Here is a 15,734-nt window from a genome sequence, read left to right as displayed (position 1 = left end):
TGAAGAAAGAGAAAAAGATAAATATTATCATAAAAAATGCAAATCAAACATTCAAGATAGCTTTTAAAAAATCAAAATTTTCTTAGCTTGACAGCATTGCATTTATTGATAAATAATTTATATAATAAACTCTTAAAATATAAAATAATGGAATTTTTATATTAATTTTTTGGAGTAAATTATTCATGACTAATTTAGAGGATGTCTTCTATCAATCTTTCAAGAAAAAAGATAAGGAAGATGATCCTATAAAAAATCCTGAGGATTATCAGAAAACCACTTCTCATTTTAATCATAGTCCTGAAAATAAAGAGGATTTGGATAATATAAACAGTGATACAGTAAATAATTCTACTAATTCTAATAAGGTAATTGATATTAATTCAACAATTACAGATGAAGAATTAATCAATCTACAAGATGATTTGAAGCTTAAAAATAAATTGTCCAATATATTTAATGAATTGAACTGTGAATATCATGATGATTTTGAATTGAATGTCCAAAAGTCTCAGGTACTTGCTGATGTTGAAATGTATTTGGAAGCTATTAGCTATTTAAATAATACCTTAAAAATTAAAGAGGATTTGAAAACTCAATTTAAAAAAGCACAGTATTTGCATGAATTGAATTTAAATCAGCATGCTTTAGATATTGTTGAAAATATTTTAAAAGATAATCCTGAATCATTTAAAGCTTTAAAACTTAAAGTAATGTTGTTATGCTCTTTAAATCGCTTTGATGATGCAGATATAATATTTAATAAGGCAACTTCCATTATTCCAGAAGATATTACTATTTATCAGGAGTATGCAGATGAATATGCATCCATTGGCAATTATGATAAGGCATTAGAGATTAATACTAATGCACTCGATTTATTTTCTAATGATTTGGACCTTTTATATGATAGGCGTTATTATTTAATTAGCAATTATGCACCTGCAGATATGATTGATAAGATAAATGATGAAATCAAATCAAAAGAAACAATTGATTTAGAAGATTTTGCTTTAAACTCTGAATATCAATCCATAATTGAAAAAAATCATGAATTGGAGGATAAAGTTCCTAATTTATCCTCTGATTCAGAATTATCTTCTACAAAAACATTCAAAAGTCATCCTCAAACTTATGAAAGTACAGACAGTGAAACTTCTGATGAAAATGATATATATGATTTATCTAATGAAGATAGGCATTTTGATGATGAAGAAAATATTGCCGATTTAGATTATGAAGATAAGATTAAAAAAGTGAAGGATGAAGAAAAAGAATTGTTGAATAAAAAAGAAAAGGATGATAAAAGTCAAAAAGAGGTAACATTGGATAATTTCTTTTAATTTAATTAGATTTAGTTTAGTTTAATTTAATTTAACATAATTTAGTTTATTTTAATTTAACATTTGATTTATTTTATTTATTAACTTAATTTTATAATATTACATTTTTTGAGGTTTTAAATATGGCTGATTTAGATAAAGACTTTGATGAAGCTTATAAGTATTATGAAGAAAAAGAATACGACAAATCTTTAGAGATTTTTGAAAACTTATATAATGAAAACTATAAAATAGAAGAAGTAATTCCTCCAATGGTTGATTTATATCTTGCAAAAGAAGATTATGAAAGTGGATTAAAATATGTAAATATTATTCTTGATTTAGAACAAGATAATTTAGAAGCATTATCCATTAAATCATATATCTTAACATATATGGACAGACTTGATGAAGCATTGGAGGTTGCAGAGAAAATCATCCAATTGGATCCTAATGTTGAAGAAGGTTATCTTCTTAAAATATCTATTTTACATCTCCAATCAAAAGATGATGAAATTAATGAATTTGTAGACGATTTAGAAAAAAATTATCCTATTGTTCTAGAGGGAATTTTTGAATTAACCGGTTTATCTGCACAAGATTTAAAAACTGGCATTACTCCTGAATTTGATGAAAATATTGAAATATTTGAAGAAGTAGACCACGACTATGATAAATGTGATTGTGATGATTCTCACCACCATCACTATCATGATGGTGACTGCTGTGACCATGAACATAAAAGGGAAGAAGAATTAAATCCAGAAGAGAGGGATAAAATTCTTGAGGGAATATATGATGAAATTGATCAAAATGTTGAAGATGAAGTTGAAAAATACTTATATAAAGCTAATGGTGCAGCACAATTTGAAAAGTATGATGAAGCAATAGACTTTATTGATAAGGCATTAGAGATTGATGAGGAAAATCTTGATGGTTTATTATTAAAATCAGCTATTTTATTTAATCAGATGAAATTTGAAATGGCACTTGACTCAATCAACAGGGTTATTGACCTTTATCCAGAAAATATAGATGCATTAACCTTTAAAGGATTTGTACATCTTAGTTTAGGAGATTTTGAAAGTGCAGAAAATTCATTTAAAAATGCTTTAGAAATTGATGATAATGACCTTGAAGTTTACAGACAATACTCCTTTGCAGTAGCATCAAACGGAGACTTAAACAGGGCTCTTGGTATTAATCAAAAAGCACTTAAAAAGTTCGAAGATTCTTCAGATTTGTGGTATGATAAATATTATTTCTTAAAACAATTAGGTTCTAATTCTAATGCAAAAAAAGCATTAGACAAATCCCTTGAACTTAATCCTAATCAACAGCATTATGATGGTACTTTTGTCAATTATGAGCTAAATAATAATGTTGATGTTGAAATGCCTAATGATTTACATGGTGAAATGACTGATGGTTCTGTTATTGATAATAACCAAATAGATGGTGAAAATCCTGACTTCCAATTATCTGGTGAAGAGGAAAGATTATTTAAAATATTATCAGAAAAGGGTTATGATTCTGCAAAATCCACTGAACTTGTATTAGGTTCATATCAGGCAGTTATGTTTGAAAATCCTGATGTGGATGATGAAAAAATATTATTTAAAAAAGTAGTAGATCTTGTAGAGGAAAAAATTAAAAAAGAAGAAGAAAATAATTAAAAAATCTTATTTATAGTTGTTTACCAAATTATTATAATTATTTAAAACAAGTATAATAAAAATTTAGTAATTTACTATAAATAATAAAATATTATTTTTTTTATTTAAATAAAATTGTATTTTATTTAGTATATTATTAAAATAATTAAATTTTATTCTTTTTCAATAAAATGATAATATGCCTTTTTAGTAACTTTTTTAGCTACAGGCACTCCAATATATTTTACACCATGTTTTACTGCTGTCATTTTTATACCTTTTTTTAAACCAATTTTAACAAGTTTTCCAATCATAATAATCACCTTTTTATTTTATTTAAATATCAAATACTTTTTTAGCATTATATGAGGTAATCTCATTTACATATTCAAGACTAAGCTCTTTTAATTCAGCAATTTTACGAGCACCTCTCATTACAAATGCAGGTTCATTTCTCTCTTCACGAGATAGTGCAAGATAAGGGCTATCTGTTTCTGTTAGCATAAACTCAACAGGGATGTTTTTAACAAGTTCCTGATGTTGTTTAGAGTAACAAACCATAGTAGAAAAGCTCATAAAATAATTATCATATTTCATGATTTTTTTTGCTGTTTTTAAACTTCCACTATAACAATGGAATACTACATAAGGTATATTATCATATTCTTTTATTATATTTAATACTTTATTATCACAGTTTCTTGCATGGATTAAAAGTGGTTTTTTATATTCATTAGCTATTTCTACAAATGAAGTGAAGATTTTACCTTGCCTTTCTCGAAAGCTTTTATCTCTTACATAATAATAATCCATTCCAACTTCGCCAAGAGCCACATATTCATCAAGATGTTCGATTAAAAAGTTTTGAGCTAATTTAATCTCTTCATCTGTTTTTGTATGTGATGCTACTGGATGATAACCAAAACTAGGATATATAAAATTAGGATATTTTGCACTTAACTCAAGAACCATTTGATTTGAATCATAACTTGTTCCAGAATCTACCACCGCTTCAAGAACTTCTTGTGCTCGCTTTATAACATCATCTCGGTCAGTATCAAATTCTTCAAAATCAATATGACAATGGCTATCTATCATAAAATCACAATCTTTTGTATTTAATTATTTTGATAAAAAATCTTTAAAATATTTTAGAATATAACTATTAATCTTTAAATTCATTATTAATTCATTTATTAAATTCAGGATAAATGATTATCCAGTATAAATCTTTCCATATCCGGATGTTGTTTCTTTTCAAATTTTTCTTCAACATTTTTATTAATATAAATAAATTGGAAGAATCCCTAATATCAATAAAAATACTTGGTACTCAAGTATAATATCCTTCGTTAAATCCTATTTTCATTGATTCTGGTAAAAATTTTTGATGTTTAATTTCTAATTCACTATTTAAAATTTCTTTAGCTCTTTTTTCAGATTCTTTATAATCATACATTAAAATACCTCACTTTTAACAAGTAATGATTATATTTAGAGAGGTAATCATTTTTTTAACTTTAGTATGGTTTTTATATAAAAGATTAAAAAAATTTTTTGAAATAAAATAGTAATCATGAACCAAAACGTCTATCTCTCGCTTGATAGTCTCGTATTGCTCTTAAAAAATCAGTTTTTCTAAATTCTGGCCATAATGTATCACAGAAGTATAATTCAGAATATGATGATTGCCATAGGAGGAATCCACTTAGTCTTTCCTCTCCACTGGTACGAATGATTAGATTAGGATCTTCTATACCTGCTGTATATAAATGTTCGCTAATAAGATTTTCATCTAACTCCTCTATTGAAATTTGCCCATCATTGATTTTTTTATAGATTTTTTTAAATGCATCTATAATTTCAAGTCTACCATCATATCCAATTGCAAGGTTAAATACCCGTTTTTTATATTGTTTTGTTGCTTCTTCAGCCTCTCTTATAGCTTCTTTAACTTCGTCAGGTAGAAGTTCAGTTTTACCTACAACATTAACTTTAACTTCGTTTTTATGAATTTTTTCATGGGTAACTAATCTTTTAAAGTTTTTTACAAATAATTTCATTAAACCCTCTACTTCATGGGGGTTCCTATGGAAATTTTCAGTAGAGAATGCATAAACAGTAATAATTTCAATACCTAAATCTATAACCCAATCTAATACTTTCTCTAAGGTGTCAACACCTATTTCATGACCTTTTACAACATCTATATTTCCCTGTATCTTACTGTACCTACGGTTTCCATCCATAATTATAGCAATATGCTTAGGCATTTTTTCAGGGTCTAAATGTTTCATTATGTACCATTCATATAGGCTATAGATAAATTTCACTGCCATTTTCAAACCTTTTATTACTTTTTTAATAAAATCAATTTATAATTAATTATTTATAATTTAAAAATTAATTATTGATATTCTATAATTATAATTAATAAATATTTATATTATATCTATGTTATATTATTTTTTATTTTTTCTAATTTTTTTATCAATCTTTAATTATACTTTCACTCTTAATTAATTTTTAAATTATTAATTTGCTTTAATTCATAAAAAAAAATGAATATTATCCTTTATTTTTTTTTATAATATTTTCTACATTTTAAAATAATACCTTAAACTATATTTTCTTTTTTAAAAATAATTACAAAGATTTTACTAATAGTTATTTTTATAAATAAATTTATTAATTTATAAATATTATTTTATTATATGATAAAAATTGTTGCAGGATTAGGTGAAAATACAAATATTCTAAAAGGAGCTTCAAATATAGAAGACTTTGAAGTAGAATTTGTTAAATCAAATAAAGGATTATTGGAAGCTATAAATAATCCTGATGTTGGCGGTGTAGTAAGAGGTTCCTTGTCTGCTTCTGATGTGATTAAAAGTTTAAAAAAATCAAGTAATAACACCTCTATTAATCGTGGAACATATATACACTCTGATGATTATGATTTTTTAATATTGCCAGTTGGTATTGATGAGGGTCAGACTGTAGAAGATAAAAAGGTCATTATAAAGCAGGCGAGTGAATTTATTTTAAAATTAGGTAAAGTTCCGAAAATTGCAATATTATCTTCGGGTAGGGCTGATGATTATAATAGAAATCCTAACGTTGATTTTGCCCTAAAGGATAGTGAAATCTTAGAAAAGTTAGTTAAAGATGATTTAGCTAAAGATACTAAATTTAAAAATATTGATTTTAGTGTAAAAAATTATTATATTCTCATTGAACAAGCAATTAATGATAAAAACAATATTATTGTTGCTCCAGATGGTATAATTGGAAATTATATCTTTAGAATTTTGGTTTTATTATGTAAATGGCCAAGTTATGGTGCTGTAACTTTGGGGATAGATGAAATATATATAGATACAAGTAGAGACCAAAGTGCTGAAGGTTATAGAAGAAGTTTATTTTTGGCATATGAGCTCGCTAAATTGAAACAAGCTTTACAATAAGTCAATGAATTTAATATAGTTAATATCTTTACTAAATAATTAGATTAATTTTTATTAAGTTTCAATTTCAAGTTTTCAAATAATTTCCATATAAATTATAAAATAAAAATAAATCAATAAATAAATTTTAATATATGTTAAATATATTGATAAATATTATATTATATTTATATTTAATCAATTATTTTTATAATTTATTGTAGATTTTGAAATTTATAATTATAAATATTTTTTAAGTGAGTAATAGGGAAAGAACTAATAAATTAATAATTGCAATTCTATTTGTGTTATTGATGGGTTTACTTGTAAATTATGCAGGTATTCTATTTTTTGATACGGATAATTATCATGGAGATATGGCTGAAGGTGATAAGGACGTATTGTTATGTATTATTGATGAAAGTGAACCTCGTCTGGGTATGGGTGCATGTGATATGGTATTTATTATTCACTTAGAAAATGGAACTTTTAAAAATTATTCTCCCGTATATCCTTCTGGTATGGTTGATCCAAATAAACAGGAACCTATCGAAGCACAGAATAAAGGTGCAGGATCTTCATTACTTCTTCATGATGCTTTCTGGTATGATGATGATCAATCATCAATGGGCAATGCTAAAGAAATTGTTGAATATAATTGTAATGTTTCAATTGATGGAGTAATTGCTATTAATGCAGAGGCATTATCTGCTATTTTAAAAGAAGCAGGACCTGTTACTGTTGGCAATAAAACATTTACCCCTAATTCTTTTGATATAATAGGAGACCCTTATAGCGGAGGTAATGCTAATGTTTCTATGATGGATATTGTTAGGGAAGTTATTAATAATGCAAAAGATCCAAGTGTTAAATCTGCTATGGTTCAGGAAGCTTTTAGCCAATATTCTCAAGGCAATATTGTTATGACTCCTAAAGGTGCTTTCACTACTTTTTTATACATGAGAGGCCTTGAAACAATGAATTAATTTAAAAATTTTAAAAATTAAAGATAAGTGAATAATTTTACTTATTTAATAATTCATTTTTATTTAATTTCCATATGCTTTTAATAATTGTTTTTTATTTTTAAACTTATTTTGACTTATGTATTCCTTTTTTATTTATATTTAAAATATATTAATAGGATTTTTTTATTTTCACTTTTTTTTTAAAATTTAGTTTATTATATTTTAATCTACTTCTAAAAAATTTTAATAATACTAAATTATATATTAAATTTTATGGTATATGATATTGCAATTATTGGTGGTGGGGCTAGTGGAATGATGGCTGCTATTAGTGCTAGCCAAGACAATGATATAAAAATTGCAATTTTAGAGAAGAATGATTCTTGTGGATGTAAATTATTAATTACAGGTCAGGGTCGTTGTAATATTACTAATTGCACTCCTATTAAACAAACACTTAACAAATACAGTAAAATTGAAGCTAAATTCTTAAAACACTCATTTTATAATTTAAAAAACGAAAAATTACTTGATATATTTAGGAAAAAAGGGCTTGAATTTAAAGAGGAAGAAAATCATAGGGTTTTCCCAATTACTGACACGTCTCAATCTGTTTTAGATGTTTTAAAATCTTATTTAAATAAAAATGCTATTGATATTAAATTTAATTTTAATGTAATTGATGTGGAGCTTAATTGCAACAATATATTTGAAATAAAGTCTAATGACAATAAACAAATCAAAGCAAAAAAACTCATTGTTTCAACAGGAGGTGCAACTTATCCTCTTACAGGTTCAACTGGTGATGGCTGTAGAATTGCAGAAAAATTCAATCATCATATATCTACATTAAAACCAGGAACCTTTCCTTTTATCATAGATGATAATAGTTTAATATCTCTTAAAGGATTAAGCTTTAGGAACATAAAACTTTCATTTAAAAATAGCCAAAATCAAAATATTGAAAGTTTTGGTGATATGCTTATAAGCCATAATGGTCTTACAGGTCCAGCAGTACTTAACCTTAGTAATGATTTTATTAAAAATCAGGATTATGACTTACTTGAAAAAAGGAGAAACTTTAAAAATGAAGATATAAATATTGATTTTCTGCCAGAAATCCCGGGAGATATAATTAATAATGAATTTATTGCAGATTCAACTTCTAAAAAGGAATTACATAATTATTTAAGGAAATATTTGCCTAATAATTTTATCAAATACTTTTTAGATAAAATCAATATTGATGAAAATATTACTTTGGCTAATTTAACAAAAAAGGATAGAAATAGAATTGTTGAAATTCTTAAAAACTTTAGATTAACTGTTACAGGAATAATGGATAAAAAAGCATTTCTAACTGTTGGAGGAGTAAATCTAAATGAGATTAACTCTAAAACTATGGAATCAAAAATTGTTTCTGGTCTCTACTTTTCTGGTGAAACATTGGATGTATGCGGTCCAACAGGAGGATATAATTTGATGATAGCCTTTACAACAGGATATTTGGCAGGTCAATCTGCAGCTATGAGTTTAAAATAGTATAGTTTTAAATTTAGTAGTATTAGTTTTAAAACAGCACATTAGTTTTAAATAGCACTATTAGTTTTAAAACAGCACTATTATTTTTAAATTCAGTATTAGTTTTAAACCAATAGTATTCGGATATGTGGAATGTAGTATATGCAATATTTTATTAGGATAATCTTATTTTATATTCTCGTTTTAAACTAGATTTTTACTATTTTTTCATAATATATAAAATTTTATTTTAAATTATAGTTTCAAAATTTTTAAAATAATTTAATTATATTTGAAAATTTAATTAATTATAAAAACTTTTAATAATATACTTATTAATTATATAAAATATTAAACTTATTTAAATGCATAAAGAAAAATAATGTGATAAAATGTTTATGGGAGCATCAACTAAAGAAGGTATGGATATTGCTACTGAAAGTAGAGATATTATACGTTCACTTATTAGTGAGGATATAAAAGATTTAAATCCCGCAGAAAAGGATATTGTTGAGAGAATTGTACATTCTACTGCAGATTCTGAATATGGAAAACTTGTATCTATAAGTAATGATTTTGTAGATTTAAGTCTTAAATCACTTGAAAAACATGAAGACATTTTAACTGATATTAATATGGTTAAAGTTGGAATAACCCAATATGATGGAAATGTATATTCTTATATTAAAGATGAAAAAGTTAAAGAATATGCAAAAAATAAAGGTATTACTAGGGCAGCTGCTGCAATGGAATATGCTGCTCTTGAAGGTTTTGAAGGAATAATTGTTATTGGAAATGCTCCAACTTCACTTTTAAAATCAATTGAATTGGTAGAATCTAAAGACTTAAATGCAAGGTCAATAGTTGGAGTTCCCGTAGGTTTTGTAAAAGCTGCTGATTCAAAAGAAGTACTGGCAAATACAGAGATTCCTCATGTAATCACTCATGGGCCTAAAGGAGGAACACCTGTTGCTGTTGCATGTATAAATAGTTTAATATCAACTTTAAAAAATGAAAATTATTAATGTAATTAAAATATTTTAACAATTTAATTTTTTAGGCAAATAACTTATTAATTTAATTCATTAATTAATTAGATTATTAATTTATTAATTTTAAACAAATAATAACTAAAAAAAAGAATAAATCGTGATTCAAATGATGTCATCTAGAGAAATGTTTATTATAGCTAAAGATTATATTCCTGGAGGAGTTGACTCTCCTGTAAGAGCATATGAACCTTATCCTTTTTTTGTTGAGAAAGGTTATGGTTGTAAAATTTATGATGTTGATGGAAATGAATATATTGATCATTGTCTTGCTTATGGGCCATTGGTTTTAGGTCATGCTAATGAAAAAATTACTCATAAAATATCTCATCAATTAAAACTTGGTACTGTTTATGGTGCTCCAACAGAAGCAGAGATAAAACTTGCAAAAGAAGTAGTAAGTAGGGTTCCATGTGCTGAAATGGTCAGATTTTGTAACTCTGGAACTGAAGCTACAATGAGTGCTATTAGACTTGCAAGAGGTTATACTGGTAAAAATAAAATTATTAAATTTGAAGGAACATATCATGGTGCACATGATTATGTACTTGTAAAATCAGGTTCTGCTGGTGCATGTTTACCTGATTCATTTGGTATTCCTGAAGATACAACAAAAAATACCTTATCATGCCCATTTAATGATGAGGATGCATTAACAAAACTTATAGCAAGTGATGATGATATAGCTGCTGTGATTATTGAACCTGTAATGGGAAACATTGGATGTGTAGTGCCAGATGAAGGTTTTTTAGAATTTGTACGTGAAATTACAGAATCAAAAGATATACTATTAATATTTGATGAGGTCATTACTGGTTTTAGACTTGCAAGGGGAGGTGCTCAAGAATACTTTGATATTAAACCTGATTTAGTTACTTTTGGTAAAATATTAGGTGGAGGTTTCCCTGTTGGTGCTGTTGCAGGAAGAAAGGATATTATGAAATTAATGGCGCCAGAGGGTAAAATTTATCAAGCAGGTACCTTTAATGGAAATCCCATTACTATTAATGCAGGTCTTGCAACTATGGAACAATTAGACTATGAATTTTATAATCAGCTAAATAAAAAAGGTCAATATTTAAGAGATTCAATTAACGATATTGTTGAGGATCTTGATTTAAATATTCGAGCTATTGGTATAGGTTCAATGTTCCAGACATACTTTACAGATAAAGAGGTTCACAACTATGCTGATGTGCAGACTTGCGATACAAAAAAATTCTTAACATATTTTAAAGAAATGCTTAATAATGGGGTTTTCATCCCACCTAGTCAATATGAATGTAATTTTGTATCTATTAAACATACAGAAGATGATTTGGATAAAACCGCTGATGCAATTGAAAAATCATTAAGAATAGCATTTGAATTGCCTCCTGAAGAGGATGATGAAGAATAATTTATATCATTTTTTATTTTATTTAATTTAATTTTATTAATATTATTTTATCATAAAAAAATCCATATCAAAGATTTAAATATCATTTATAATTATCAAAAAAATCTTTGTATTATTAGGTATTTTTATATAAAGTTTATTAATTAAAAATATTAAATATTGAGTATATATGAAATAATTTTTCTAAAATTATTTTTTATAATAAATTCTTTTTTATAATTATTTTTATAAAATTAATTTCTTATTAAAAAAATATTTATCATATTATTTTTATTATATGAGGTGAATTAAGTGGAATACTTATTAAGAGACTTAAGAAGAACCCATTATACTGGTAGTGTAACTGAAGATGTAATAGATGAAGAAGTTACTATTATGGGATGGGTTCATGAAATTCGTGATTTAGGGGGAATTATATTTCTACTTATAAGAGATATTGAAGGTAGAATACAAGTTACTGCGCCAAGTAAAAAATTACCTGCAGAAATTTTGGAAGATATTAGAGCACTTAGGAAAGAATCTGTTGTTGCTATTAAGGGTAAGGTTCAATCTTCTTCTAAGGCACCTAATGGTGTTGAAATATTGCCATCTGAAATTACAGTTTTAAATATGGCGGATCAACCATTACCAATGGATCCAACTGAAAAAGTAAAAGCAGAGATAGATACTAGATTAAATTCTAGATTTTTAGATTTAAGAAAAACTGGTGTATCAGCTATATTTAAAATTAGAAATCAAATGTTTAAATCTATTCGTGAATATTTTGCTGATAATAATATTATTGAAATCAATACTCCTAAACTTGTAGCTTCAGCTACTGAAGGAGGTACTGAACTTTTCCCAATTACTTACTTTGAAAGAGAAGCTTTCCTCGGACAATCTCCTCAATTATATAAACAAATGATGATGTCTGCAGGATTCGATAAGGTATATGAAATTGGTCAAATTTTCAGAGCAGAAGAGCATGATACCTTAAGACATTTAAACGAAGCTATTTCTATTGATATGGAAGCTTCTTTTATGGATGATACCGATGTTAAAAATATCTTAAATGATATGATGGTAAAACTCATCAATGATGTTAATGACAACTGTTCAAATGAATTAGATATTTTAGATTATAAATTAGAAGTTCCTCAAGGTAAATTCCAAGATATTGATTATGATGAAGCTGTTGATTTAATTAATGCTCGTGGAATAGAAATGGAATATGGTGAAGATTTATCTCGTGAAGCTGAAAAAGTTTTAGGAGATGCGATGGATGATTTCTACTTCTTGAGTGGATGGCCTACCGAAATTAAACCTTTCTATGTAATGCCATGTGAAGATCAAAGCCAAAAATGTCATGCTTTTGATTTAATGTATAAAAATCTTGAATTATCATCAGGAGCTACTCGTATCCACCAATATGACCTTTTGGTAGAACAAATGATTGCTAAAGATTTATCTCCAGAATCATTTGAATCATATTTAAAAGCATTTAAATATGGAATGCCTCCACATGCAGGTTGGGGTCTTGGTGCTGATAGGTTAAATATGGTTTTAACTGGGGTTGAAAACATTAGAGAATGTGTTTTATTCCCAAGGGATAGACACAGATTAACACCTTAATTCTTTTTTTATTTTTTAAGTGATAAGATGAATGTAATAAATTATAGTGAAGATCATTTGGAAGAAATTATTAAACGATCAGAAGAAGACATTAATAATATTATTTCAACTGTAAACGATATTTTACTTGATATTAAAGAAAATAAGGATAAAGCTATTTTATCATACACTGAAAAGTTTGATGGTGTTAAATTAGACACTATGTTGGTATCAGATGAGGAAATCAGACAGGCTTATGATGAAATTGATAGTTCTCTAATAGATGCACTTAAAAGTGCAGCAAATAATATTAAAAAGTTTCATAAGGCGGAAATTCCAAAAGAATGGAATATGGATGTTATTTCTGGTGTTAGTGCAGGTCAAATCATAAGACCGCTTGAAATTGTAGGCTGTTATATTCCAGGTGGAAGAGCTGCTTATCCATCTACTATATTAATGACTGTTATACCTGCAAAAATTGCAGGTGTTAAAAAAATTGTTTGCTGTACACCACCAGGTAAGGATAAAAAGATTACTCCCGCGATTCTTGTTGCTAGTCATATTGCAGGAGCTGATGAAATATATAAGGTTGGTGGTGCTCAAGCTATAGGTGCTATGGCATATGGGTCTGAATCTGTACCCAAAGTTGATAAAATTGTAGGTCCTGGAAATATCTTTGTTACAGGTGCTAAAAAACTTGTATACGGTGATGTAGATATTGAATTTCCAGCAGGTCCTTCAGAGTTACTTATTCTTGCAGATGATACAGCTAATCCAGAATTTATTGCACATGATTTTTTATCACAGGCAGAGCATGATCCAAATGCTGCATGTATTTTTGTAACTGACTCTAAGCATTTGGCAAATGAGGTTAATCAAGAAATTGAAAGCCTAACTCAAAAGGCAGTTAGAAAAGAAATTATTGAATCTTCAATTTCTAAAAGAGGAAAAATAGTTCTTGTTAGTGATATTGATGAGGGAATTTATTTGACTAATAAATATGCTCCAGAACATTTGATAATCTCAACTAAGGATAATAATAATGTTTTATCTAAAATTAATAATGCAGGTTCTATTTTTATAGGGGATTATTCTCCAGTGGCTTGCGGGGATTATGGTTCAGGTACAAACCATGTACTTCCAACTGCAGGTGGTGCTAGAATGTATTCAGGATTATCTACTGAAGATTTTATAAAAAAACCTACTGTTCAGGAAGTTTCAAAAGAAGGTTTAAATATACTTAAAAATACTATTGTTCCTATTGCAGAATATGAAGGTTTCTATGCCCATGCAGACTCCGTAAAAATTAGATTTAAAGAGGATAATTAAATTTTATTTAGTTTAACATTAGTTTATTTGTTTAATTATAATTTATCGGTGTAAATTGTATATTTATTTATGATTTTAATTTAATTTATTTAATTTAATAAATAATACATTTTTTATCCATTAAATTATCAATTATTAATTATTCTATTGAGTTTTCATATTCCAAATAAAAATATATTATATATTTTTTTTATAATTTAAATTCATTCTAACCAATATTATCAAATTATTCTTATAAATTCTTTGGATTTTGATTATTTCCATGTTTATTTTGATTAATTTTAAAGGATTATAATATAATTTATTGATTTTTAAATTTTTATAATAAATTTAATAGAATGAAAGTTTATCCAAATCTTTTAAATATAATTGTATTTTTAATAACATAAAGTTTATAAACTTAAAAATATAATTATTAAATATAAAATTTTTATAAAATTAATTAATTTATCTTTTAAATTTTAACATTAAATGAAATTTATATTTTATAGTAAAAAATACTAAATTTATTCTAAATTTTTTACTAAAATTCTATCTTATAATTCATTGTTTAAAATTTTTAAAAATAAAATTTCAAAATCTTTAATATTATGATTAAAAGGGGTATTGATTTATTATTTAACTTATTAATTGACAAATAATGTTATTTAAAAACTTTTATCTAATTAAAATGATAAATCATAAGATTTATTATTTTTAATACATATTTTGGGATGAGTAATTATGTATAAAGATGAAATGATTCAAATGCATCAATTTTTAGTTTATGTATTAAAATATTTAGCTGAAAATGATGAATTAGAAAATGATTGTAGTGTGTATATTGATTTAAATATTAGTCCTCATCATATTCATAGGACTAAAGCTGAACATAAACATGCTATTTTTGTATTGGCAAATACAATTTCTAATGTTATATTAAATAAAGAGGAAGGTTCAATTCCACCTAATGTTACTAATGCTTTACAAGAATTAATTAAAAGATCTGAAAATGACATTGTTAAAGCAGAGTCTAAATAGGTATATCTTATTTAATATTTTTTTCTTTTTTTTTAGAAATTATCATGTTTATTCTATTTTTTGTTTATTTTCTTTTAATATTAGCTTATTTTCTTGTTTTTTTTCTAATTTTTTAATTTTTTCTATTTGTTTTTTCTTCTTTTTTAATCTTTTTTATTTTCTTTTGTTTTACTTTTTGATTGTTTTTTTATCTTGTTCAATTTCTTTAGTTTTAATATTAATCCTTTTTCTTAGTTTTTACTTTTTATATTTTTCTTTGTGCTGATTTTAAAAGTCTAAAACTTTTTTTTTAAATAATTTATATGCCGTCTTAAAAATAAGAAAGTAATTATATAAAAATAGGGTGCTAGATAGAGCAAAATTTTAAGAGTGATATTTGCTCTTCTTTTTTGTTGATTTTTAGTTTTTGTTGGTCTGTTTTTAATGGTGCCTTTG

Annotated in this window: 14 protein-coding genes; 10 read left to right on the top strand and 4 right to left on the bottom strand. The window is 25.8% G+C overall.

Going from position 1 to position 15,734, the window contains the following annotated elements; genetic code table 11:
- Positions 1-185 precede the first annotated feature (185 nt).
- Both QZ146_RS04900 and QZ146_RS04895 read left to right on the top strand, forming a co-directional pair.
- Entirely contained in the window at positions 186-1,343 is a 1,158-nt protein-coding gene (locus tag QZ146_RS04900; RefSeq protein WP_295722537.1) for a tetratricopeptide repeat protein, read from the top strand.
- A 122-nt stretch (positions 1,344-1,465) separates the two neighbouring features.
- Positions 1,466-2,998: a hypothetical protein gene (locus QZ146_RS04895; protein ID WP_295722536.1), complete on the top strand. Its 1,533-nt coding sequence runs from the start codon at positions 1,466-1,468 to the stop codon at positions 2,996-2,998.
- 152 nt (positions 2,999-3,150) lie between these two features.
- On the opposite strand, the gene QZ146_RS04890 is transcribed toward QZ146_RS04895, so the two are convergent.
- From QZ146_RS04890 to uppS, 4 genes are all read right to left on the bottom strand, one after another.
- Positions 3,151-3,291: a hypothetical protein gene (locus QZ146_RS04890; protein WP_295722535.1), complete on the bottom strand. Its 141-nt coding sequence runs from the start codon at positions 3,289-3,291 to the stop codon at positions 3,151-3,153.
- 22 nt (positions 3,292-3,313) lie between these two features.
- Positions 3,314-4,075: a TatD family hydrolase gene (locus QZ146_RS04885; protein ID WP_295722534.1), complete on the bottom strand. Its 762-nt coding sequence runs from the start codon at positions 4,073-4,075 to the stop codon at positions 3,314-3,316.
- A gap of 235 nt (positions 4,076-4,310) precedes the next feature.
- A complete protein-coding gene (locus tag QZ146_RS04880) occupies positions 4,311-4,436 on the bottom strand; it encodes a hypothetical protein (RefSeq protein WP_295722533.1) in 126 nt (41 codons plus the stop codon).
- Between the two features lie 115 nt (positions 4,437-4,551).
- Positions 4,552-5,316, bottom strand: coding sequence for a polyprenyl diphosphate synthase (uppS, locus tag QZ146_RS04875; protein WP_295722532.1), 765 nt, complete (start codon positions 5,314-5,316; stop codon positions 4,552-4,554).
- Between the two features lie 375 nt (positions 5,317-5,691).
- On the opposite strand from uppS, the gene mtxX reads away from it, so the two are divergent.
- The 8 genes from mtxX (at position 5,692) to QZ146_RS04835 (ending at position 15,299) form a co-directional block, all read left to right on the top strand.
- Positions 5,692-6,444: a methanogenesis marker protein Mmp4/MtxX gene (mtxX, locus tag QZ146_RS04870; protein ID WP_295722531.1), complete on the top strand. Its 753-nt coding sequence runs from the start codon at positions 5,692-5,694 to the stop codon at positions 6,442-6,444.
- A 293-nt stretch (positions 6,445-6,737) separates the two neighbouring features.
- Positions 6,738-7,409: a DUF4012 domain-containing protein gene (locus tag QZ146_RS04865; RefSeq protein WP_295722530.1), complete on the top strand. Its 672-nt coding sequence runs from the start codon at positions 6,738-6,740 to the stop codon at positions 7,407-7,409.
- A gap of 222 nt (positions 7,410-7,631) precedes the next feature.
- Positions 7,632-8,933 carry an NAD(P)/FAD-dependent oxidoreductase gene (locus QZ146_RS04860; RefSeq protein ID WP_365316653.1) on the top strand — a complete coding sequence of 434 codons (1,302 nt, stop codon included), beginning with the start codon at positions 7,632-7,634 and terminating at the stop codon, positions 8,931-8,933.
- A 371-nt stretch (positions 8,934-9,304) separates the two neighbouring features.
- Positions 9,305-9,937 carry a cobalt-precorrin-8 methylmutase gene (locus QZ146_RS04855; protein WP_295722529.1) on the top strand — a complete coding sequence of 211 codons (633 nt, stop codon included), beginning with the start codon at positions 9,305-9,307 and terminating at the stop codon, positions 9,935-9,937.
- Between the two features lie 136 nt (positions 9,938-10,073).
- On the top strand, positions 10,074-11,360 hold the full coding sequence (hemL, locus tag QZ146_RS04850) for a glutamate-1-semialdehyde 2,1-aminomutase (protein ID WP_295722538.1): 1,287 nt from the start codon (positions 10,074-10,076) through the stop codon (positions 11,358-11,360).
- Between the two features lie 291 nt (positions 11,361-11,651).
- Complete coding sequence (gene aspS, locus QZ146_RS04845; protein WP_295722528.1) at positions 11,652-12,971, top strand: aspartate--tRNA(Asn) ligase; 1,320 nt, start codon at positions 11,652-11,654, stop codon at positions 12,969-12,971.
- 27 nt (positions 12,972-12,998) lie between these two features.
- Entirely contained in the window at positions 12,999-14,279 is a 1,281-nt protein-coding gene (gene hisD, locus QZ146_RS04840; RefSeq protein WP_295722527.1) for a histidinol dehydrogenase, read from the top strand.
- Between the two features lie 723 nt (positions 14,280-15,002).
- A complete protein-coding gene (locus QZ146_RS04835) occupies positions 15,003-15,299 on the top strand; it encodes a UPF0058 family protein (RefSeq protein ID WP_295722526.1) in 297 nt (98 codons plus the stop codon).
- Positions 15,300-15,734 lie beyond the last annotated feature (435 nt).

The organism is uncultured Methanobrevibacter sp., assembly GCF_905235195.1.
Taxonomy (GTDB): Archaea; Methanobacteriota; Methanobacteria; order Methanobacteriales; family Methanobacteriaceae; genus Methanarmilla.
The sequence above is the reverse complement of the archived record's forward strand: the minus strand, read 5'-3'. Positions and strand labels throughout refer to the sequence as shown.